This is a genomic window from Herbaspirillum huttiense, from assembly GCF_047300815.1.
Lineage (GTDB): Bacteria > Pseudomonadota > Gammaproteobacteria > Burkholderiales > Burkholderiaceae_D > Herbaspirillum > Herbaspirillum huttiense_A.
This window is the reverse complement of record NZ_CP178608.1, coordinates 4321913-4344364: the sequence shown is the minus strand read 5'-3', so window position 1 is coordinate 4344364 and position 22452 is coordinate 4321913. Positions and strand designations below refer to the sequence as shown.

17 protein-coding genes and 1 pseudogene are annotated in these 22452 nt (G+C 65.7%); 14 read left to right on the top strand and 4 right to left on the bottom strand.

Going from position 1 to position 22452, the window contains the following annotated elements; translation table 11 throughout:
* The first annotated feature begins 9 nt into the window (after window positions 1-9).
* The 4 genes and pseudogenes from ACLRDN_RS19835 to ACLRDN_RS19820 all read left to right on the top strand — a co-directional run bounded on the left by ACLRDN_RS19835 (window position 10) and on the right by ACLRDN_RS19820 (window position 4125).
* Window positions 10-1257, top strand: a pseudogene (locus ACLRDN_RS19835) (MFS transporter).
* Window positions 1258-1315: 58 nt separating this feature from the next.
* The gene (locus ACLRDN_RS19830) at window positions 1316-1915 is read left to right on the top strand and encodes a TetR family transcriptional regulator C-terminal domain-containing protein (protein WP_413457691.1); all 600 of its coding nucleotides are present in this window, start codon (window positions 1316-1318) and stop codon (window positions 1913-1915) included.
* Between the two features lie 74 nt (window positions 1916-1989).
* Window positions 1990-3018, top strand: coding sequence for an NADP-dependent oxidoreductase (locus ACLRDN_RS19825; RefSeq protein WP_413457690.1), 1029 nt, complete (start codon window positions 1990-1992; stop codon window positions 3016-3018).
* A 96-nt stretch (window positions 3019-3114) separates the two neighbouring features.
* On the top strand, window positions 3115-4125 hold the full coding sequence (locus ACLRDN_RS19820) for an LLM class flavin-dependent oxidoreductase (RefSeq protein WP_413457689.1): 1011 nt from the start codon (window positions 3115-3117) through the stop codon (window positions 4123-4125).
* Between the two features lie 105 nt (window positions 4126-4230).
* Here ACLRDN_RS19820 and ACLRDN_RS19815 read toward each other — a convergent pair whose 3' ends face one another.
* Genes ACLRDN_RS19815 through ACLRDN_RS19800 form a run of 4 tightly spaced genes read right to left on the bottom strand, consistent with a single transcriptional unit; the run spans window position 4231 to window position 7795 of the window.
* Entirely contained in the window at window positions 4231-5073 is an 843-nt protein-coding gene (locus ACLRDN_RS19815; protein WP_088755666.1) for a GntR family transcriptional regulator, read from the bottom strand.
* 31 nt (window positions 5074-5104) lie between these two features.
* Entirely contained in the window at window positions 5105-6337 is a 1233-nt protein-coding gene (locus ACLRDN_RS19810) for an amidase (protein ID WP_413457688.1), read from the bottom strand.
* A 27-nt stretch (window positions 6338-6364) separates the two neighbouring features.
* The gene (locus tag ACLRDN_RS19805) at window positions 6365-7333 is read right to left on the bottom strand and encodes a polysaccharide deacetylase family protein (RefSeq protein WP_413457687.1); all 969 of its coding nucleotides are present in this window, start codon (window positions 7331-7333) and stop codon (window positions 6365-6367) included.
* Window positions 7334-7342: 9 nt separating this feature from the next.
* Entirely contained in the window at window positions 7343-7795 is a 453-nt protein-coding gene (locus ACLRDN_RS19800) for a nuclear transport factor 2 family protein (protein WP_413460422.1), read from the bottom strand.
* A gap of 212 nt (window positions 7796-8007) precedes the next feature.
* On the opposite strand from ACLRDN_RS19800, the gene ACLRDN_RS19795 reads away from it, so the two are divergent.
* The 10 genes from ACLRDN_RS19795 (at window position 8008) to kdpC (ending at window position 22367) form a co-directional block, all read left to right on the top strand.
* Window positions 8008-9192, top strand: coding sequence for an ABC transporter substrate-binding protein (locus ACLRDN_RS19795; protein ID WP_413457686.1), 1185 nt, complete (start codon window positions 8008-8010; stop codon window positions 9190-9192).
* Window positions 9193-9260: 68 nt separating this feature from the next.
* Entirely contained in the window at window positions 9261-10139 is an 879-nt protein-coding gene (locus tag ACLRDN_RS19790) for a branched-chain amino acid ABC transporter permease (RefSeq protein ID WP_413457685.1), read from the top strand.
* Window positions 10136-12715: an ATP-binding cassette domain-containing protein gene (locus tag ACLRDN_RS19785; RefSeq protein ID WP_413457684.1), complete on the top strand. Its 2580-nt coding sequence runs from the start codon at window positions 10136-10138 to the stop codon at window positions 12713-12715. The genes ACLRDN_RS19790 and ACLRDN_RS19785 overlap by 4 nt, the downstream gene beginning before the upstream one ends.
* A gap of 25 nt (window positions 12716-12740) precedes the next feature.
* Window positions 12741-13154 (top strand): oxalurate catabolism protein HpxZ, encoded by a 414-nt coding sequence (gene hpxZ / locus ACLRDN_RS19780; protein WP_413457683.1) that lies wholly within the window; start codon window positions 12741-12743, stop codon window positions 13152-13154.
* Window positions 13155-13225: 71 nt separating this feature from the next.
* Window positions 13226-14809 (top strand): gamma-glutamyltransferase family protein, encoded by a 1584-nt coding sequence (locus tag ACLRDN_RS19775; protein WP_413457682.1) that lies wholly within the window; start codon window positions 13226-13228, stop codon window positions 14807-14809.
* A 306-nt stretch (window positions 14810-15115) separates the two neighbouring features.
* Entirely contained in the window at window positions 15116-17266 is a 2151-nt protein-coding gene (locus tag ACLRDN_RS19770) for a diguanylate cyclase domain-containing protein (protein WP_413457681.1), read from the top strand.
* A gap of 330 nt (window positions 17267-17596) precedes the next feature.
* Complete coding sequence (kdpF, locus tag ACLRDN_RS19765) at window positions 17597-17686, top strand: K(+)-transporting ATPase subunit F (RefSeq protein WP_413457680.1); 90 nt, start codon at window positions 17597-17599, stop codon at window positions 17684-17686.
* A gap of 1 nt (window position 17687) precedes the next feature.
* Window positions 17688-19469, top strand: coding sequence for a potassium-transporting ATPase subunit KdpA (gene kdpA, locus ACLRDN_RS19760; protein ID WP_413457679.1), 1782 nt, complete (start codon window positions 17688-17690; stop codon window positions 19467-19469).
* 61 nt (window positions 19470-19530) lie between these two features.
* On the top strand, window positions 19531-21726 hold the full coding sequence (gene kdpB, locus ACLRDN_RS19755) for a potassium-transporting ATPase subunit KdpB (RefSeq protein WP_413457678.1): 2196 nt from the start codon (window positions 19531-19533) through the stop codon (window positions 21724-21726).
* Between the two features lie 29 nt (window positions 21727-21755).
* Window positions 21756-22367, top strand: a complete 612-nt coding sequence (kdpC, locus tag ACLRDN_RS19750) for a potassium-transporting ATPase subunit KdpC (RefSeq protein WP_413457677.1) — start codon at window positions 21756-21758, stop codon at window positions 22365-22367.
* Window positions 22368-22452 lie beyond the last annotated feature (85 nt).

The window sequence follows — 22452 nt, the reverse complement described above, 5'->3', positions numbered from 1 at the left end:
GAGCCTGCCTTGTCTACCTTGTCCACCCATCCCTCCACCCACTCCGGCAGCCCGTCGGCCCATCGCTGGAAGGTCCTGGCCGCGGGCGTTGCCGCCAATGCCAGCTTCTCGGCCGTGTTCTCCGGTATCCCCGTGACTTCGCTGGTGCTGCGCAGCGACTATCACCTGAGCAATGCGCAACTGGGCCTGGCGCTCGGATTGCTGAGCCTGGGTGTGGCGCTTGGCGAACTGCCTTGGGGCGTGCTGACCGATCGCCTGGGGGACCGCAAGGTGCTGCTGGCCGGGCTGTTGGGGACCAGCGCCGCGCTGTGCCTGCTGATGGCGATGGCGCGGCCGGGGCAGGGCGGTTCGGCCTTCGTGTGGCTCTGTGCCGGTCTCACCCTGGCAGGATTATTGGGCGGCAGCGTCAACGGCGCCAGCGGACGCGCCATCATGGCCTGGTTCGCCGAGGGCGAGCGGGGACTCGCCATGAGCATCCGCCAGACGGCAGTGCCGCTCGGCGGCGGTATCGGTGCTTTGCTCTTGCCCACGCTGGCTGCGCGAACCGGCTTTGGTGCGGTGTATGGCTTCCTCATGGCACTGTGCCTGGCCAGCGTCGCGCTGGTGTTGCTGTGGCTGCGCGAGCCGCACAAGGCATCGCCCTCGCACACGGCGACTGCTCCTGCGATGCCGGCCCTGCGCAGTCCGCTGGTCTGGCGGCTGGCGCTGGGGACCGGCCTCTTGTGCGCACCACAGGTGGCGCTGATCAGCTTCGGCGGCATCTTCCTGCATGAAGCGGGGCAGGCTGGTTTGCTGCTCATCAGCGTGTTGCTGACGCTGGTGCAAGTGGGCGCGGCGGTGGCACGCATCGCCAGTGGCCGCTGGACCGACCGGCGCGGCCAGCGCCGTCCCTATCTGCGCGCTTGCGCATTGGGCAGTGCACTGCTGTTCCTGCTGCTGGGCGTGTCTTCGCTCAGCGGGCTCCCGGTATCGCTGCCGTGGCTGGGCGGCGTGCTGGTGGTGGCGGGCGTGGTGGTCTCCGCATGGCATGGCGTGGCCTACACCGAGCTGGCGGTGGCGGCGGGTCCGGCCCAGGTTGGCACCGCGCTGGGACTGGGCAACAGCTGCGTCTTCGGGGTCTTCTTCCTCACCGCCTAGGCCGTCCCGCTGCTGCTGCACTGGCACGGCTGGCCCGCCGTATGGATAGTCACGGCAGGGGTGGCCTTGCTGGTGTGGCCGCTGTTTCCACCCGCGCGCAAGGCACCGGCATCACCCTGATCCGGCGAAAAAGACCGGTCTTAGACGACCGGTCTAATTTTCCGTTAGAATGGCCCGCATGCGAGAACACTACGACCACAACAAGCGCCACATCCTGCAAGCCGGCCATGCGCTCATTGCGCAGAAGGGCTACACCGGGGTCGGCCTGGCCGAGATCCTGGCGGCGGCGCAGATTCCCAAGGGTTCCTTCTATCACTACTTCGGATCGAAGGAACAATATGGCCGCGAACTGATCGAGCATTATGTGGCCGGCTACCTGGACCGGCTGGATCACGTCCTGTCCGACCGCAGCCGGGGCGACAATGCCCGCCAGCGCCTGCTGACCTACTGGGGTTACTGGCTGGAAAGCCAGTGCTGCGAGGAAGCCGAGCAGCGCTGCCTGGTGGTCAAGCTCTCCGCCGAAGTGGCCGATCTCTCCGACGACATGCGCCAGGTATTGCACGGCGGCACGCAGCGTTTCATCGAACGCATTGCCGGCTGCATCGAGGAAGGCATCGCCGAAGGCTCGCTGCACACCGTGCTGGAGCCGCTCTCCACGGCCACCATGCTGTACCAGCAGTGGCTGGGGGCCAGCCTGCTGTCCAAGCTGGGCCGTGACCGTGCACCGATGGAAGCGGCCATGCTGGTCACGCGGCATGTGCTGGTGGCACCGCAGTAAGCAAGCCTTATCCAGCCAGATGGAGCCGATGGCCCCGCGCGCCTCTCAATGAACCGAATACGGAAAGGATTTCCATGACCCAATTACCCAAGACCAACCGCCGCATCGTCCTCGCCTCGCGTCCAGCGGCCGCCCCCACCGCCGAGAATTTCCGGCTGGAAGAAGTGGCCATTCCGGAAGTGCAGGAAGGCCAGATGCTGCTGCGCGGTGAATGGCTCTCGCTGGATCCCTACATGCGCGGCCGCATGAGCGATGCCCCTTCCTACGCACCGCCGGTGGAAATCGACGGCGTCATGACCGGCGGCGTGGTCTCGCGCGTGGTCAGCTCGCGCCATCCCGATTTCAAGGAAGGCGACCTGGTCATGGCCTACACCGGCTGGCAGGAATACGCCATCTCCGACGGCAGCGGCGCCAACAAGCTGCCCGCTGACTTCGCTCACCCGTCGCATGCGCTGGGCGTGCTGGGCATGCCCGGCTACACCGCCTATGCCGGCCTGATCGACATCGGCCAGCCGCGCGCCGGTGAAACCGTGGTCGTGGCCGCCGCCACCGGTGCGGTCGGCTCGCTGGTCGGCCAGATCGCCAAGCAGCGCGGCTGCCACGTGGTCGGTATTGCGGGCGGCGCACAGAAGTGCGAATCGGCAGTCAAGGAACTGGGCTTCGATGCCTGTATCGACCACCGTGCGCCCGACTTCGCCGCGCAACTGAAGGCGGCTTGCCCGCGCGGCATCGACGTGTATTTCGAAAACGTCGGCGGTGCCGTGCTTGATGCCGTCATCCCGCTGCTCAACATCCACGCCCGCGTGCCGGTGTGCGGCCTGATCGCCCACTACAACGGCGGCAGCCTGGCGACCGAAAGCAGTGCCATCCTGCGCCGTCTGCTGACCCAGCGCATTCGCGTGCAGGGCTTCATCATCTTCGACTACTACGTCAATCGCCCCGACCTGTATGCGGCCTTCCAGAAGGAAGTCGGCACCTGGCTCAAGGAAGGCAAGCTGCGCTACCGCGAAGACGTGGTACAAGGCCTGGAGAATGCGCCCGAAGCCTTCATGGGTCTGCTGCAAGGCAAGAACTTCGGCAAGCTGGTGGTGAAGCTGGACTGAGTCCGCGCACCGACCATCGCACGCCTTTTTCCGGGGTAGCTACCCGGCCACCGGCACGGCCTGCGAAGGCCGTGCCGACTCGACAAGGATTTCCGCATGATTCCGTTTTCCGTCCTCGATCTATCCCCGATCAACCAGGGCAGCACTGCCGCCCAGGCCTTCAACAACAGCAAGGAACTGGCACAGCACGCCGAAGCCCTGGGCTACAAACGCTACTGGCTGGCCGAGCACCACAACATGCCCGGCATCGCCAGCGCGGCCACATCCCTGGTGATTTCGCATGTGGCGGCCAACACCAAAACCATCCGCGTCGGCTCCGGCGGCATCATGCTGCCCAACCACTCGCCGCTGGTCATCGCCGAGCAGTTCGGCACCCTGGAGTCGCTCTATCCCGGCCGCATCGACCTGGGCCTGGGCCGCGCGCCGGGTTCCGACCAGCGCACCGCGCGCGCCCTGCGCCGCCACATGGGCGGGGATACGGCGGATAACTTCCCGCAGGACGTCATTGAACTGCAGGAATATTTCGACGAAGCCTCGGACTACCAGAACCTGCGCGCCGTTCCGGGCAGCGGCCTGAAAGTGCCGATCTGGCTCTTGGGTTCCAGCATGTTCAGCGCGCAGCTGGCGGCCGAACTGGGGTTGCCGTTTGCCTTCGCTTCGCACTTTGCGCCGGGCTTCATGAAGTCGGCCGTGCAGATCTACCGCGAGCGCTTCAAGCCCTCGGCCACCTTGAAGAAGCCTTACGTGATGCTGGCCCTGAACGTCTTCGCTGCCGATACCCAGCGCGAAGCCGAGCGCCTCTTCACCTCGCTGCAACAGCAGTTCCTCAATCTCATCCGGGGCACGCCCGGCCAGTTGCGCCCGCCGGTGGATGATATCGATGCGCTGTGGCAGCCGGGCGAACAGGCCCATGTCGAGCGCTCGCTGTCCTGCGCCGTGGTGGGTGACCGCGAGACCGTGGAAGAAGGCCTGCAAGCCTTCATCGATGAACATGCGCCGGACGAGCTCATCATCACCGCGCAAATCTTCGATCACGCGGCGCGCCTGCATTCCTTCGAGATCGCAGCGCAAGCGCGTGAGGCATTGAAGGAATCGGTCACGATCTGATCGGCGCTGCGAAGAAAAAATGGCGGCAGGGACTTCAGTCCTTGCCGCCATTTTTTTCATCCCTACAAAGCGATGCAGGTGATGCAGGTGATGCGGGTGATGACCTTATTCCATCCCCAGCATCCGCGCCAGACTGTTGCCGCTCTTTTCGCTCACCAGGTGAATGTGCTCCTCCAGCGAGACCAAGTGCGCTTCCATGGCGGCCACCGCGCCCTCGCTGTCGCCGCGTTCGATCAGGTCGACGATATGGGTATGTTCATCATGCTCGCAGGCCGCATACCCGGCCGGCTCATGCAGTGCCACGATCAGCGAGCAGCGTGACACCAGTTCGCCCAGGTAGCGCTGCAGCGTGGCATTGCGCGACAGCTCGGCCACCCGCATGTGGAAGGACGAGGCCAGGCGCGCCCAGTGGGTCTGCGCATAGCTGTGCATGACCTGGTGTTCTTCCTTCAGTTGGCGGCGCAGCTTGGCCAGGTCTGCGCGCGTCGCATTGCGCACGGCCAGCCGCATGATGGCCCCTTCCAGTGCGCGCCTTGCCTCGAAGATCTCTCGTGTTTCTTCCGGTGTCGGCATGGCCACCACGGCACCGCGATTGGGCCGCAATTCGACGATGTGCTCGTGCGCCAGTTTCTGCAGCGCCTTCTGCACCACCGTGCGGCCCACGCCGAACAGTTCGCACAGCGCCGCCTCCGGCAGCTTGGTGCCGGGGGTGAGGCGCTGGCTCATCACGCTGTCGAAGACGGTCTGGTAGATGCGCACGATGATGTCCTCGCCCGCTTCGCCTTCGAGTACCAGGGGCGCGGTATCGGCCAGGTCATCGTGCCGCACGCGCGGACGGCCGGCGCGGCTCTGGCGGGCCGGTGCCGGTGCCGGTTTCGTGGCGTGCTCCTGGGACTTGCCAGTGCGGGAAGACGGCTTGGCCGTCTTGCGGGGGGAGAGGTCGCTCATCGTCTTGTCGTAGGGTGGATCGTGCCCGGTCCTATTGCGCTGCCTGCAGGCTGCGCCACAGGCGCGTGGCCAGCCCGATCAGGGCCAGGTCGCTGCCGGCCGGGCCGAGCAATGATACGCCGATCGGCAGTCCGGCGGGAGTGGTGAAGGGCATGCTCACCTGCGGCAAGCCCGCCAGCCCGGCGACGCAGGTCAGGCGGAAGGTGCGCGCACGCACCTGGTCGATCTCGGCCGCCGTGGCATCGCGCAAAGGGGCCACGCTGGAGGCCGAGGGAATCACCGCCACCCCGTCGGCGCCCAGCAGCGAACGCACGCGATGCCGCACCAGGTCCTGCTTCTCGCGCGCGGCGCGGGCGGTCTCGGCGCTGATGTCCTGCGCCATGTCCCAGCGCGCCTGCACGGCCGGGCCGAACACCGGGCGCGCCGAACTGATCCACGCCCCGTGGCATTGCCAGGCATCGAAGGCCGAGGCCTGGATGTAGGCCAGGCGCCATTTCTCCAGTTCGCCTTCGTCGCCCGACAGGCGCATGTGCTGGCCGGACATTTCGCTGCGCAGCGCATCGTAGACCCGATGCAGCACGGGGTGGAAATCGGCCTCGGCCAGTTCCAGCATGTCGAAGGGCAGCAGGGCCTGGCGCAAGGGCAGCGTGCCGGTCTTGGGCAAGAGGACCTGGCCGACGCGCTCGAAGGTGCCGGCATCATGGGCCAGCCAGGTGGCCGTATCGAAGCCGGGGCACAGCGGCGCCATATTGGCCGTGGAGAGCAGGCCGAAGCTGGTGCGCAGGCCCCACACGCCGCAATAGCTGGCCGGTACGCGGGTCGAGCCGCCGGTATCGGTGCCCAGCGCGAAGTCGCACAGGCGCGCGGCCACCGCAGCGGCCGAGCCGCTGGAGGAGCCGCCCGGCACGCGCTCCGGTGCGGCGCTGTTGACCGGCGTGCCGTAATGATGGTTGTCGCCGTGGATGCTGTAGGCCAGTTCATCGGTCAAGGTCTTGCCGACCAGGGTGGCGCCGGCCTGCAGCAACTGCTCCACCAGCGCATTGCTGCGGGTGGGGATGGGATGGCTGCGCAGCCAGTCCGGGTTGCCGGCGCCGGTCGGGTGCCCGGCCACGTCAAACAAGTCCTTGGCGGCGAAGCGCAATCCGGCCAGCGGGCCACGGGCGGCGCCCGGCAGGGTGAAGCGGCCATGCGGCACGAAGGCACCGACGTGGTCATTGATCTCGAAGGCGGTGGTGCGGGTGGCCGTGGCCTGGGCAGTGCTCAATTCATTCTCCTGGTGCGTCATGCCGGCTCAGAACGGCTGGCGTAATTGGTCGAGGCTGTCCACGTGGTCGCAGATCGCGCCGGGGGTGGTGAACCAGATCTCGCCGCGATCGCGCGCCGCCGCCAGGTGCTGCAGGGCGGTGCGCAGGTGGCGCAGGCGATAGGGCTGGCCGACCAGGTAGGGATGCAGGGCAATGCCCATCACCAGCGGCTGGCGCAACGCCTGTTCGCGCATCTCGTCGAAGTTGTCCACGATCATGCGGGCGAAGTCGCGGCCATCCATCTGGCGCGCCACGATCATGGGGATGTCGTTCAATTCCTGCGGATAGGGAATCGACCACAGCGTCTCGCCGGTGCGGGTGCGCATGCGTACCGGCTGGTCGTCATGGGCCCAGTTCAGGTTGTAGCGATAGCCGGTTTCCTGCAGCAGGTCGGGCGTGACCAGGCTCTCCGAAATCCAGGGCGAGAGCCAGCCCGTGGGCTCTACGCCGCTCTCGGCCTGGATGCGGGTGCGGCAATGGCGCAGCAGGGCGGCTTCGGCTTCCTCGTCCAGCCGGCCTTGCTGATGCGCATTGGTGTGGCCGTGGCCGATCAGTTCATCGCCGCGCGCAGCAAAGGCTTCCACCAGTTCCGGGCAATGATCGTAGAGCGCGGTGTTGATGAGCACGCCGGCAGGCAGGCCCAGTTGCTCGAACAATTCCAGGCAGCGCCAGGCACCGACGCGGTTGCCGTATTCACGCCAGGCATAGTTGAGGACGTCGGGCTCCGGGCAGACCGGCCCCAGCTTGGCCCCCAGCCCTTCACCAAAGGCGAAATGCTCGATGTTGAAGCCCAGGTACACCGCCAGTCTGGCGCCATTGGGCCAGCAGTAATCGGGCCGGCGATGGATGGGCGAATAGCCGAAGCGGCCATGCGAGCGCAGCACGCCATAGGCGTCGCGTCCATCATCATGGCCCAGCGCTTCGCCCGCATTGGGCGGCAGGATCGTCGCTTGCATGCAGCCTCCTTACAGCTCGGCCAGGCCGGCGCGCACCAGCAGGCGTTCGGCACTGTCGTTCCATACATCCATCTGCACGATCAGCCCGTGGCGGATCACGTAGCGGTCCACGTAGCGATTGCCTTCGAAGGCCTCGCCGTCGGGCCACACGCCATAGAGCGTGCCACGGTTGTAGACGATGGCCTGTTCGACCGTGGCACCGGCCACCACTTCGGTTCCCTCGAAACGCTTCTTGACCCAGCCATAGCGGGTGGCATTGAAGGCCGCGCATTGGGCCGGATCGATCATTTCCCGGCCGCCGGTAAAGCGGATCTTCAGCTCCGGTGAGACGAAGCGGCGCGCGGCCACCGGGTCGGGAATCATCAGCACGCGCAGGTATTCGTCCACCAGGGCGGCCGGATCATAGGGCAGGGGAGGCAGGGTCGTTCCCTGTCCGGTGATTGATGATGGTGCGGCGTGCATCATTTTCTCCATGGTTTGCACAATCATTGTGCATTATTGACTGCAAGTTAAATATCCGATCAGCAGCAATATTCCGTATTTAATGCCGCCACTATTAGAGAGATATTGTCGGCAAAAATTAAGCCTTCCTGCTGCGCTTGGCATAGCCCTTGCATAAGTCATGCCGGGCAAAGCCACACACTCACTTCTCGCAACCTAATGGAGGCAACACCATGATTCGCCTGACCCGCCGTACCCTCATCGCCGCTGCAGCCGCCACCCTCGCCGCCGCGCTGTCGCCGTTGGCATTGGCGGCCGACACCATCAAGATCGGCCTGGTCACGGCCCTTTCCGGCCAGTCGGCCCAGGCCGGGGAAGCCTTGACGCGCGGCATGAGCATCGCCATCGACGAGATCAACGCCAAGGGCGGACTGCTGGGCGGGCGCAAGCTGGAACTGGTGCGCCGCGATGATGAAGGCAATCCGGCCAAGGGCGTGGTGGCCGCACGCGAACTGATCTTCAAGGAAAAGGTGGCGGTGCTCTTCGGCGGCCTGGATACGCCGGTCTCGATGGCCATCGTGCCCATCATCAACCAGGAGAAAGTGCCCTTCGTCGGGCCCTGGGCGGCCGGTACAGGCGTGACGAAGAATGGCGCCAATCCCAACTACGCCTTCCGCGTCTCGGCGGTGGATGAACTGGTGGACAAGGCCATGCTCAACTACGCGCAAAAGACCTTCAAGAGCAGCAAGGCCGGCCTGATCCTGGTCAACAACCCGTGGGGCGAATCGAATGAAAAAGGCATTGTCGCCGCGCTCGCTGAGAAGGGCCTGAAGCCGGCCGGCATCGAGAAATTTGAAGCCAGCGACGTCGACGTGGTGCCGCAACTGAGCCGCCTGAAGGCGGCCGGTGCCGACACCCTCTATCTGGTGGGCAACGTCGGGCCGTCGGCCCAGGTGGTCAAGTCGCTCGACCGCATGGGCTGGAAGGTACCGGTGGTCTCGCACTGGGGCCCGGCCGGCGGCCGCTTCACCGAACTGGCCGGACCGAATGCGAAGAACGTGCACTTCATCCAGACCTTCAGCTTCTTCGGCAAGCTCTCGCCGGTGGGCGAAAAGGTGGTGGCCGATCTGAAGGCCAAGTATCCCGCCATCAAGGGCCCGGACGACATCACCCCGGCCGTGGGCGTGGCCAATGCCTATGACGGCATGCAGCTGGCCGCGCTGGCCATCGCCAAGGCCGGCTCCACCAATGGCGATGCGGTGCGCGAAGGCTTCTACAAGATCGACCGCTACGAAGGCCTGATCAAGACCTACGTCAAGCCCTTCAGCCCGACCGTGCATGACGCCCTGCAAGCCGATGACTATGTCTGGGCGCAATTCATCGACAACCGCATCCTGCCGGTTGGCCTGGCCCAGTAACACCTTTTGCAAAGACGATGCGCCGCCGCTGCTTGCATGAGCGGGCAGGGCGGCGCCAGGAGAACACAATGCTGCTGTTGTCGGCACTGATCAGCGGATTCGGACTGGGCAGCATGTACGGTCTGATGGCGCTGGGTTTTTACATGACGTATGCCGTCTCCGGCACCGTCAATTTTGCGCAGGGCAGCTCCATGATGCTGGGGGCCGTGCTGTGCTTCACCTTTGCCCAGACACTGGGCTGGCCGATGTGGCTGGCTATCGTCCTGGCGCTGGCCGCCTGCGCGCTCTACGGCATGCTGGTCGAGGTGCTGGCCGTTCGCCCCTTCGCGCGCCAGGGCTCCAATGCCTGGCTGATGTCCACCGTGGCCCTGGGCATCGTGCTGGACAACCTGGTCATGCATACCTTCGGCAAGGAACCGCGCAGCCTGCCTTCGCCGTTGGCGCTGTCCTCCATCGAGCTGGGCGGCATGGGGCTGGGCGTCTATCCGCTGCACCTGCTGATCCCCGCCATCGGCCTGGCGCTGGCCGCACTGCTGCACACCATCTCGCGCCGTACGCGCTGGGGCACGGCCCTGCTGGCGGTGGTGCAGAACCGTGATGCGGCGCGCCTGATGGGCATCCCGATCACGCGCGCCATCGCGGTCGCCTTCGCGCTCTCGACGCTGCTGGCCGGCGTGGCGGGCGTGCTCATTGCCCCGCTCTTCAACGTCAATGCCGACATGGGCACGCTGTTCGGCCTCAAGGCCTTTGCGGTGGCCATCCTCGGCGGCATCACCAGCGCCTGGGGCGTGATGATCGCGGGCCTGCTGTTTGGCATCGCCGAAGCCCTCATCACGGCCACGCTCGGTTCCGGCTATACCCAGATCATCACCTTCGCGCTGGTGATCGCGGTGCTGGCCATTCGTCCCAATGGCCTGTTCGGCCGCGCACAGGTGAAAAAGGTATGAATCGTTTACCCCATTCCATCGCCCGCAGCCTGCAGGCGGCCACTCATCCGGCAGTGGCCCCGGCGGCAGGCAGGATCAAGCTGGGCCTGGGCACACCCGCTGCGCTGGCGTTTTCTGCAGTGGGCCTGATCGCGGCCATCACGCTGGCCTTGTCGATCAACAGCTACTACGTCTTCGTGCTGGCCGGCATCGCGCTGGTGGCCATCGTCGGCATCGGGCTCAATGTGCTCATCGGACTGACCGGCCAGGTCTCTTTCGGCCATGTCGGCTTCTACGCCGTCGGTGCTTACACCGTCGCCATCCTCACCACCAAGGCCGGACTGTCGTTCTGGCTGGCCTGGCCGCTGGCGGCCGTGGTAGCGGGGGCGCTGGGCGTACTGCTGGCCTTGCCCGCGCTGCGCGTGAAGGGGCCGTACCTGGCGATGATCACCATTGCCTTCAGCTTCATCATCCAGCACGCCATCATCGAACTGCGCGACCTGACCGGCGGCCAGAACGGCATCATGGGCCTGGCGGCACCCGCTTTCCTTGGCTTGCAGGCGGAGCGTGCGATTGCGGTGCTGGGCATCATCACGGCCGCCGTCGTGCTGGCCGCCTACTGCTGGCTCTCGCGCGGCGGCTGGGGCGCGGCCATGCGCGCGGTGCGCGACAGCGAAACGGCCGCCGAATCCATCGGCTTGAATCCGCTGGTCATCAAGACCGTAGCCTTTGCGCTCTCGGCGGCGCTGGCCGGTCTGGCCGGGGGGCTGTTCGCACCGCTCTCCACCTTCGTCACACCGGATACCTTCAGCTTCATGCAGTCCATCCTGTTCGTGCTGGTGGTGGTGCTGGGCGGCTCGGGCTCCATCCTCGGTCCGGTGATCGGTGCGGTCATCGTGGGGGCCTTGCCGGAACTGCTCTCCAGCCTGGAAGACTATCGCCTGCTGTTCTTCGGTGCCTTGCTGCTGCTGGTGCTGTGGGTGGCGCCCGATGGCGTGACCGGCCTGCTGGGCAAGCTGGCGGCACGCCTGCGCAAGCCGGTGGATGCCGTCCGCGATGCCGCCTTGCAGGAGGATGCGCAAGACGTCGCCCTGCCGGTACGCGCGCGCCGCACCCTCGCTGCCGACGGCCTGACCATGGTGTTCGGCGGTGTGCGCGCTGTCAGCGATCTCGGCTTCGAGGTCCCCGGCGCGGCCGTCACCAGCCTCATCGGTCCAAACGGGGCGGGCAAGACCACGGCGCTGAACATGCTTTCCGGTTTCTATCGTCCCAGCGCCGGCCAGTTCACGCTGGGCCAGACGCCGCTGGCCGGGTTGCCCGCCTTCCGCATCGCGCGCCACGGCGTGGCCCGCACCTACCAGACCTCGCAACTGTTCGGCAGCCTCACGGTGGCCGACAACGTGGCCCTGGCCTGTGGCCGCGGGCGTCTGGGCGGCCTGCTGTCGGCGCGGGGTTTCGTCTCTGGTGACGTGCGTGCGCGTTGCCGCCAGCTGCTCGACTTCTGCGGCTATCGCGGTGCGCTCGATATTCCCAGCGCCGACCTGGCCCACGTTGACCGCCGCCTGGTGGAAATCGCTCGCGCGCTCGCGGCCGATCCCGATGTGCTGCTGCTGGACGAACCGGCTGCCGGTCTCTCGCGCGAAGACAAGACCCTGCTGGCGCAATTGCTGACCAGGATCGCCGAGGCCGGCGTCAGCGTGGTGGTGGTCGAACACGACATGGAACTGGTGATGCAGATCTCGCGCCGCATCGTCGTGCTCGATGCCGGCCAGCGCCTGGCCATCGGCACGCCGCAGGAAGTGCAGAACGATCCGGCGGTGCGCAAGGCCTATCTCGGTGAGGGATCGCAACAGGCGGTGGCGGCCGTGCGCAACGCCGTCACCGGCGCCGACGAATTGCTGGGCGTGGGCGAGCTGGTCACCGGCTATGGGGCCGAACCGGTCCTGCACGGCATCAACCTGCAGGTGCGCCAGGGCGAGATGATTGCGCTGCTGGGGGCCAACGGTGCCGGCAAGTCGACGCTGATGCGCTCGCTGGCCGGGCTGCATCGGCCGGTGCAGGGCGGCATCCATGCCGGTGGCGTGAACCTCATGCACCTGCGCGCCGAACAGATCGTGCGCCACGGCGTGGTGCTGGTACCGGAGGGACGGCAGGTGTTCCCCGAACTTTCGGTGCTGGACAATATCCGCCTCGGTGCCTTCCTCTATCCGCAGGATGTGGAGGCGCGCGTGGAAGACATGCTGGGCCGTTTCCCGCGCTTGCGCGAGCGCCTGCATCACCGTGCCGGGCTGCTCTCCGGCGGCGAGCAGCAGATGCTGGCCATTGCACGCGGCCTGATGTCGCGACCGCGCGTGCTGTTGCTGGACGAACCTTCGCTTGGCCTGGCCCCCAAGGTGATCGCCGAATTGTTTGCCGCCCTCGATCAACTGCGCCGCGAGAACATGACCATCGTGCTGGTGGACCAGATGGCCGCACTGGCGCTGTCGCTGGCCGACCGCGCCTACGTCATCGAAGGCGGACGCGTGGTGGCGCAAGGCACGGCCGCCGAGATCGCCGCCAATGACGCGCTGGCCAAGGCCTATCTCGGCGCACATTGACCCTGAGTCACTGCAAGGATTGAACATGGAACCGACCCAGCCTTACGCCATCAACCTGCCCGACGTGGTGGCCGAAGTACGCCACGTCTTTGAACGCTACGAAGTGGCGCTCACCACCAATCAGGTCGAGGTCCTCGATGAACTGTTTCTCGACAGCCCGCACACCGTGCGCTACGGCGCTACCGAGAACCTGGTGGGCACCGAGGCCATCCGCGCCTTCCGCCAGGGACGTTCACCCAAGAACCTGATGCGCAGCCTGCACGCCACCGTCATCACCACCTATGGCCAGGACTATGCGGTGGCCGATACCGAATTCACGCGCGCGGGCGAAACGCGCATCGGCCGCCAGAGCCATACCTGGCTGCGTTGTCCGCAAGGCTGGCGCATCGTGGCCGCCCACGTTTCGTGGATGGATGCACCCAAAGCGCCGGCCGCCTGAAAGCCCGGCCATCCGCAGGTATCATCCTCGCAGCAGTTTTTTCATCACGACAAGAACATCAGGAGTCAGCCATGTTGTACAGCAAGACCTGTCTGGGCGGAATGGTCACCGCTCCCCATCACCTGGCCGCGCAAGCGGGTGCGCAGATCCTGCGCGAGGGTGGCAATGCGGTCGAAGCCATGGTCGCGGCGGCGGCCACCATCGCCGTGGTCTATCCGCACATGAACGGCATCGGCGGCGATGGCTTCTGGGTCATCAGCGAACCGGGGCAGGAACCGGTGGCCATCCGCGCCTGCGGTCCCTCGGCGGCATTGGCGACCAAGGAGTTCTATGCGCAGCACGGCCACAGTGCCGTACCCACGCGCGGGCCCCACGCCGCGCTGACGGTGGCCGGTGCGGTCGGTGGCTGGGCAGCGGCACTGGAACATGCGCGCCGCTTCGGCCGCGCGCTGCCCTTGCCGGTGCTGCTGGCCGATGCCATCCGGCATGCGAACAACGGTGTACCCATCACCCGCTCGCAACATGAACTCACCCGCGACAAGTGGGACGAGCTCAAAGACCAGCCCGGCTTTGCTGCCACCTATGCCGCCGACGGCATTCCGGCCCAGGGCAAGGTGCTGAAACAGTCAGCCCTGGCGGCGAGCCTGTCGCGCCTGGCCGAGGCCGGTCTGGATGATTTCTATCGTGGCGATCTCGCGCAACGCCTTGCTGCAGGCCTGGAAGCGGCCGGGAGCCCGGTGCGCCGCAGCGACCTGGAAGCCTTCCGCGCGCAGGTGGTCAAGCCGTTGATGGTGCAGTTAACGTCAGGCCGCGTCTACAACCTGCCGCCGCCGACACAGGGCGTCTCGGCCCTCATGATCATCGGCCTGTTCGACCGTCTCGGCATCACGCAGGCCGAAGGCTTCGAACACATCCACGGCCTGGTGGAAGCCACCAAGCGCGCCTTCATCCTGCGCAACCAGCACGTCACCGATCCGGCCCACATGAGCGTGGATGCCGCGCACTGGCTGCTGGCCGAGGCGCTGGAGCAGGAAGCCAAAGAGATCGACATGCGGCGCGCCGCCCCCTGGCCGCACCCGGCCAAGCCGGGCGACACCATCTGGATGGGCGCCGCCGACGCGCAAGGCCGCGTGGTGAGCTACATCCAGAGCATCTTCTGGGAATTCGGCAGCGGCGTGGTGGTGCCCGACACCGGCATCGTGTGGCAGAACCGGGGCGCCAGCTTTACGCTCGATGACGGGGCCAACCAGCTGCAACCGGGCAAGCTGCCCTTCCATACGCTGAACCCCTCGCTGGCACGCCTCAACGACGGCCGCACCCTGGCCTACGGCACCATGGGCGGGGAAGGGCAGCCGCAGACCCAGGCAGCGGTCTTCACGCGCCACGTGCTGTTCGGCCAGAACCTGCAGGCGGCCGTGAGCGCACCGCGCTGGCTGCTGGGCCGCACCTGGGGCGATGTCTCCACCAACCTGAAGGTGGAAGGGCGGGTGCCTGCCGCCACCATCGACGCCTTGCGCCAGGCCGGCCATGAAGTGCAGGTGGTGGAGGATTACACCGACATGATGGGACACGCCGGCGCGGTCTGCGTGCATCCGGATGGCGTCATCGAAGGCGCCACCGATCCCCGTGCCGACGGGGTCTGCGCCGGGGTGTAGTGCCCGGCACGGTGGCCGGGCCGCCACAGTGCATTGACGGATGGCGCAGATCCTCACGGATGTTCGCCATCCGTTGTCTTTTTGCATTTCCCGAATGACGGGAAATGGCGTCTATTGCACGCTTTTACGGGCTTTGTCTCCGGTTTGAATCGGGAGGATTCGTGAGTTTTTCGTTGTAGAAAAAAATTCTCGAAGTTTTTCGGGAAATGCGATGAAAAACCATAGCTGTTCTGGCAAGATGCCGTAAACCTATGCGGTTCACAGGGGAGCCGTCATGCATCAAGCCGCGTCGCAATTTTGTCTGAATTGAACAAGAATAAAGCCCCATCCCCGCCCAATCTGTCGTCACTGATTACGCTGGGGGTGGTCATTACCGTGCTCATCACGACCGTGTCGGTACTGATCCTGGTGGATCAGTTCACCCGCGGCTATGCGCGTTCCGAGAGCGAAACGCGCATGAAACAGCTGGCCTGGCAGATGCAGGACGCGCTGGAACGCGGCATGACCGAGCGCGAAATCGACCTGCGCCTGCTGGTGCAGCGTCCTTCGGTGCGCGCCGGACATGATCTGCCGCGCGTGCGCCGCGTCTTCAACGAACTGCAGGCCAACGTGCCGCATTACGCCTGGATCGGCCTGGCCAATCCCGAGGGCGTCGTGATGGTGGCCACCAACGGCCTGCTGGAAGGCGCCAGCGTCGCCGAGCGCCCGTGGTTCCAGGAAGGCAGCAAGGGCGAATACGCTGCCGATTTCCATCCGGCCGTGCTGCTTGCGCAGAAACTTCCCCCGCAATCCAATCCCTGGCGTTTCGTCGATCTCTCGGCCCCGGTGCACGACATGAACGGCCATTACCTGGGCGTGGTGGGCATGCATCTCTCGTGGTCGTGGGCGCGTGACATCGCCTCCAAGCTGCTGGACCCGACCGGCAACCGTTATGACGTCGAGGTCCTCATCGTGCGCGACGATGGCACCGTCATCCTCGGCCCCAAGGGCATGGAAGAGACCAAGCTCGACACGGCCAGCGTGCGCGCCGCCCAGACCGCCAGCAACGGTGGATCGCTCATCGAAACCGGACCGGATGGCCGCCGCTACGTCAGCGGCTATGCGCGCACCGGCGCCAAGGGCGGCATGAAACTGCACTGGGCCGTGATCGTGCGCCAGCCCGAGACGGTGGCCCTGGAAGCCTTCCGCGACCTGGAAAAGCGCGTCATCGTGGTGGGTGCCCTCTCCGGTGCGGTGCTGGTGCTGCTGGCCATCCTGCTCACGCGGCGCCTGGTGGGGCCCATCAATGCCTTGTCCGCTGCGCTGGAACTGCGTGCAGCCGGACGGCCCGACGTCGCCATCCCGCAGATCAACAGCTACCGCGAAATCCAGCTGCTCTCCTCGACCCTGGTCAACATGGTCGAGCGCGAAGAGAGCTACCTGCGCGAGGTGCGCTCCCTCAACGAGAGCCTGGAGCAGCGCGTGGCCGAGCGCACCAGCCGCCTGCACGAAACCGCCAGCGCCCTGCAGGAAGCACTGGACCAGCAGCAGGCCAACCAGATCCAGCTCGAAGAAAGCGCGGCCGAACTGCGCGCCATCCTGGAAAATGCCCAGGACGCCTTCATCGCCGCCGACGAGCACGGCCGCGTCGTGGAATGGAATCGCCAGGCCGAGCTGTTGCTGGGCTGGCCGCGCGACCAGGTGATGGGCCGCGACATGGCCGAACTGATCATCCCGCCCGACATGCGAGCTGCCCACAATCGCGGCATGGCGCAGTTCCTCAAGGATGGCACCAGCGTGGTCATCAACAACCGCATCGAGCTGCAGGCCCTGCATCACGATGGCCACGAGCTGCCCATCGAGATCACGGTGGGCCACGTCAAGCGCCAGAGCGGCCACCTGTTCATCGCCTTCCTGCACGACATCACCGAGCGCCTGGCCTTCCGCGACCAGATGCGCGAACTGGCCCTGACCGACGTGCTGACCAGCCTGCCCAACCGCCGCGCCTTCAGCGACCGCCTGCCCGAAGGCATGATGCGCGCACGCCGTGCCGACCAGTTGCTGGCCCTGTTCTTCATGGACATCGATGGCTTCAAGGGGGTCAATGACCGTTACGGCCATGAAGCGGGCGACGAACTGTTGGTCGAGTTCGCGCGCCGGCTGCAGCGCTCGGTGCGTGACGTCGATACCGTGGCGCGCCTGGCCGGTGACGAATTCGTGGTGATCCTGGAAAACCTGCAGACCCAGGAAGACGCGGTGATGGTAGCCGAGAAGATCCTGGTGACCATCCGCGAACCCTTCGAGCTGACGCATTCCACCGTCAACATCTCCAGCAGTATCGGCGTGGCCGTCTACCAGCCCAACCTGGATGGCGAAGTCGGCCCCGAGGAACTGCTCTCCATGGCCGACAAGGCCATGTACGCCGCCAAGCGCCTGGGCAAGAACCGGGTCGAACTGGGGCGCGCAGGCGACGTCTGATCCGCCGGGCGCGATCGCGTCCGGTTCTTCCACTTTCCTTCCTTTCCTGGCTTTTCCTTTTCGCGCTCGTCCTTGCTGACGAGCCGCACCGTCTCATTTACGGTTTGTTTACGCGCCTGCGCCAAACATTTACCGGGATTTGATGCGGCTTTCCCTATCGTTCGACTGTCTCGTTTTCCGTCCCTGGAAGCGAACAACAACGTCAACAATGGAGTGGGAAATGTTGCAAACGGATTTTCTCTACATAGGCATGCTGCTCGTCTGCGGCCTCTCGATGTGGGCCTTCATCGCCCTGTGCAGCCGTCTGGAACGGCAGGAAGGGGAGAAGAAATGAACCTCATGTATCTGCCGGGGCTGGTGGTTTCCATCGCCCTCCTGCTGTACCTGGTCTACGCCCTGATCAAGCCGGAGGATTTCTGACATGGACAGCAACAATTATTTCCAGCTCGGCCTCTACCTGGCCGTCCTGCTGGTGCTCTCGCTGCCGCTGGGCTGGTACATGGCCCGCGTGATGGAAGGCAAGTCCCGCGTGAACCGTCTCTTCGGCGGCATCGAACGCGTTTTCTATCGCCTCTGCGGCATCAGCCGCGAGCACGAGATGGACTGGAAGCAGTACGCCATCGCGGCCGTGCTGTTCAACTTCCTGGGCCTGGTGGTCGTCTACCTGCTGCAGCGCGTGCAGCAGTGGCTGCCGCTGAACCCGGCCGCGCTGGCCAACGTCAGCCCGGACTCGTCCTTCAACACGGCGCTCAGTTTCGTCACCAACACCAACTGGCAGGGCTACGTGGGCGAAGCCACCATGAGCTACCTGACCCAGATGGCCGCACTGGCCGTGCAGAATTTCCTGTCGGCCGCCACCGGGATCGCCATCGCCTTCGCCCTCATCCGTGGCTTCGCCCGCCACAGCAGCAAGGGCATCGGCAACTTCTGGGTCGACATGACCCGCAGCACGCTCTACGTGCTGCTGCCGCTGTCGGTGGTGTTCGCGCTGGTGCTGGTACAGCAGGGCAGCATCCAGAACTTCCGTTCGTACCAGGAAGTGAAGACGCTGGAAGTGACCAACTACACCATCCCCAAGCTGGATGCCGCAGGCCAGCCCTTGAAAGATGCCAAGGGCGAACCGCTGACCGAAGCGCAGAGCACCGACCAGCAGACCCTGCCCATGGGCCCGGTGGCTTCGCAGGAAGCCATCAAGATGATCGGTACCAACGGTGGCGGCTTCTTCAACGCCAACTCGGCGCACCCGTTCGAGAACCCGACGCCGCTGACCAACTTCCTGCAGATGCTGGCCATCCTCATCATCCCGGCGGCACTCTGCACCAGTTTCGGCGTGCTGGTCGGCGACCGTCGCCAGGGCTGGGCCATCCTGGCCTCGATGACGATCCTGTTCGTGGTGTTGACGCTGGTGCTGATGTATGCCGAGTCGCAGCCCAATCCCATGCTCGCTTCGCTGCACGCTTCCGGCCCCGGCATGATGGAAGGCAAGGAGACCCGCTTCGGCATCCCGGCCTCGGCGCTGTTTGCCTCCATCACCACGGCCGCTTCCTGCGGTGCGGTCAATGCCATGCATGACTCGCTCTCGCCCTTGGGCGGACTGGTGCCGATGCTGCAGATGCAGCTGGGTGAAGTGGTGTTTGGCGGGGTCGGCTCGGGCCTGTACGGCATGCTGATCTTTGCGGTGCTGGCGGTGTTCATCGCCGGCCTCATGATCGGCCGCACCCCCGAATACCTGGGCAAGAAGATCGGCGTGTTCGACATGAAGATGATGTCCATCGCCATCCTCATGACCCCGGCGCTGGTGCTGATCTTTACGGCCCTGTCGGTGATGGTGGAAGCAGGCCTGGCCGGTATCGCCAACCCCGGTGCGCACGGTTTCTCGGAAATCCTTTACGCATTCAGCTCGGCCGCCAACAACAACGGCAGCGCCTTCGCCGGACTTTCGGCCAACACGCCGTACTACAACATCACCACCGGCATCTGCACCTGGCTGGGCCGCTTCGGCATCATCGTGCCGGTGCTGGCCATGGCCGGTTCGCTGGCCGGCAAGAAACGCCTGGCCGCCACCTCCGGCACCCTGCCCACGCATGGCCCGCTGTTCGTGGCGCTGCTCATCGGTGCGGTGATCCTGGTGGGTGCCCTGACCTACGTGCCGGCGCTGGCGCTGGGACCGGTGGTCGAGCACCTGCAGATGATGGCGATGTAAATGATTGGATGGATTCCCCCGGGCACTGCGCCAGGGGGAGCAACCCGCAACGGATACCCTTATGACTACCCCTTCCAGCAATACTCCGGCTGCCAGCACCCAGGCCGTGCCGGCCGATGCCCTTCCTTCCGCCGCGCAGACTGCGCGCTGGATGTTCGATCCCATGATCGTCAAGCCGGCCCTGGCCGATTCCTTCCGCAAGCTGTCGCCGCGCGTGCAATGGCGCAATCCGGTGATGTTCGTGGTCTACCTCGGCAGTATCCTGACCACGCTGCTGTTCATCCAGGCCGTCACTGGCAAGGGTGAAGCGCCGGCCGGCTTCATCTTCGCCATCGCCGCCTGGCTGTGGTTCACGGTGCTCTTCGCCAACTTCGCCGAAGCCCTGGCCGAAGGCCGCAGCAAGGCGCAAGCCGCCGCCCTGCGTGGCGTCAAGAAAAGCGTGATGGCCAAGAAGCTGCGCAGCAGCGACCAGACACGCGGTGGCGTGGCCGCCGCCGCTGCCCAGTGTGAAGTGGTCGAAGGCGGCAGCCTGCGCAAGGGTGACCTGGTGCTCATCGAAGCGGGCGATACGGTGCCCGCCGATGGCGACGTCATCGAAGGCGTGGCCACCGTCGACGAGAGCGCCATCACCGGCGAATCGGCACCCGTGATCCGCGAATCCGGCGGTGACTTTTCGGCCGTCACCGGCGGCACGCGCGTGCTGTCGGACTGGATCGTGGTGCGTGTCTCGGTCAATCCCGGCGAAGCTTTCCTGGACCGCATGATCGCCATGGTCGAGGGCGCACGCCGCCAGAAGACCCCCAACGAACTGGCGCTGACCCTGCTGCTGGTGGCGCTGACGCTGGTGTTCCTGCTGGTGACGGTGACCCTGCTGCCGTTCTCGATCTTCTCGGTGACCGCCGCCGGTGCCGGTTCGCCGGTCACGGTGACGGCGCTGATCGCCCTGCTGGTGTGCCTGATCCCGACCACCATCGGCGGCCTGCTCTCGGCTATCGGCGTGGCCGGCATGAGCCGCATGATGCAGGCCAACGTGATCGCCACCTCCGGCCGTGCGGTGGAAGCCGCCGGTGACGTCGACGTGCTGCTGCTGGACAAGACCGGCACCATCACCCTCGGCAACCGCCAGGCCGCCGCCTTCATGCCGGCACCGGGCGTGGCCGAGCGCGAACTGGCCGATGTCGCCCAGCTGGCCTCGCTGGCCGACGAAACGCCGGAAGGCCGCAGCATCGTGGTGCTGGCCAAGAACCGTTTCAACCTGCGCGAACGCGAGATGGCCAACCTGGGTGCCGAGTTCATTCCGTTCTCGGCCCAGACCCGTGTCTCCGGCATTGACATCGGCACTCGCCGCATCCGCAAGGGCGCCGCCGACGCCATCCGCAAGCTGGTGCGCTCGGCCGACCAGCGCCTGCCGGCCCAGGTGGAAAGCGATGTGGAAGCCATCGCCCGTCGTGGCGGTACGCCGCTGGTGGTGATCGAATGGAACAACGAGGCGGCCGTCATCAACCAGGGCGCACCGATCCGCATCCTCGGTACGGTGGAGCTGAAGGACATCGTCAAGGGCGGCATCAAGGAACGCTTCGGCGAACTGCGCCGCATGGGCATCAAGACCATCATGATCACCGGTGACAACCGCCTGACGGCCGCGGCCATCGCCGCTGAAGCGGGGGTCGATGACTTTCTCGCCGAAGCTACGCCGGAACAGAAGCTGGCCCTGATCCGCCAGCACCAGGCCGAAGGCAAGCTGGTGGCCATGACCGGCGACGGCACCAACGACGCCCCGGCGCTGGCCCAGGCCGACGTGGCCGTGGCCATGAACAGCGGCACCCAGGCGGCCAAGGAAGCCGGCAACATGGTCGACCTCGATTCCAATCCGACCAAGCTGATCGAGATCGTCGAGATCGGCAAGCAGATGCTGATGACGCGCGGCAGCCTCACCACCTTCAGCATCGCCAATGACGTGGCCAAGTACTTCGCCATCATTCCGGCCATGTTCGTGGCCAGCTATCCGCAGCTGGGCGCGCTCAACGTGATGCGTTTGAGCAGTCCCGATTCGGCCATCATGTCGGCGGTGATCTTCAATGCGCTGGTGATCGTGGGACTGATCCCGCTGGCTTTGCGTGGCGTGCGCTATCGCGCGCTGGGTGCGGCCGTGCTCCTGCGCCGCAACCTGCTGATCTATGGCGTGGGTGGCCTGGTGGTGCCGTTCGTGGGCATCAAGCTGATCGACCTGCTGCTGACCGCCTTCGGCCTGGTCTGAACCTGATTACGACTCTCAAGGAAAGTCACATGAAAACCTCGACTCCCCATCCGCTGCGTCCGGCCATTACGCTTTTCCTCCTGTTGGGCGTGCTGCTGGGCGGCCTCTATCCGCTGCTGGTGACCACGCTGGCGCAAGCCTTCTTCCCGCAGCAGGCCAATGGCAGCCTGATCGAACGGCAAGGCCAGGTGGTCGGCTCGGCACTGATCGGCCAGAACTTCACCAGCCCCGCTTACTTCTGGGGCCGTCCTTCGGCTGCCGGTACCTTCCCCAACAATGGCATGGCCTCCGGCGGCAGCAACCTGGGCCCGACCAATCCGGCCCTCAAGCAAGCCGCTGAAGACCGCGCCAAGGCCTTGCAGGAAGCCGATCCCGACAACAAGGGGGCCATCCCCATCGACCTGCTTACGGCCTCGGCCAGTGGCCTGGATCCGCAGATCAGCCCGGCCGCGGCCGAGTACCAGGCCGGCCGCGTGGCGCGTGCGCGCGGCATCACGGTGGAGCAGGTGCGTGCGCTGGTGCGCCTCAACAGCGAGACACCGCAGTGGGGCCTGTTCGGTGAACCGCGCGTCAATGTGCTCAAGCTGAACCTGGCGCTGGACGCGGCCGCCCCCTTGCCCAAGACCGACGCGGCCAAGTAAGTCCTTCGCCGTTTGCAGGATGGCCGGTGGCACGCAACCCGCGTGCCGCCGGCTTTTTGCCACTACAATGCTGCAACCCTGAACG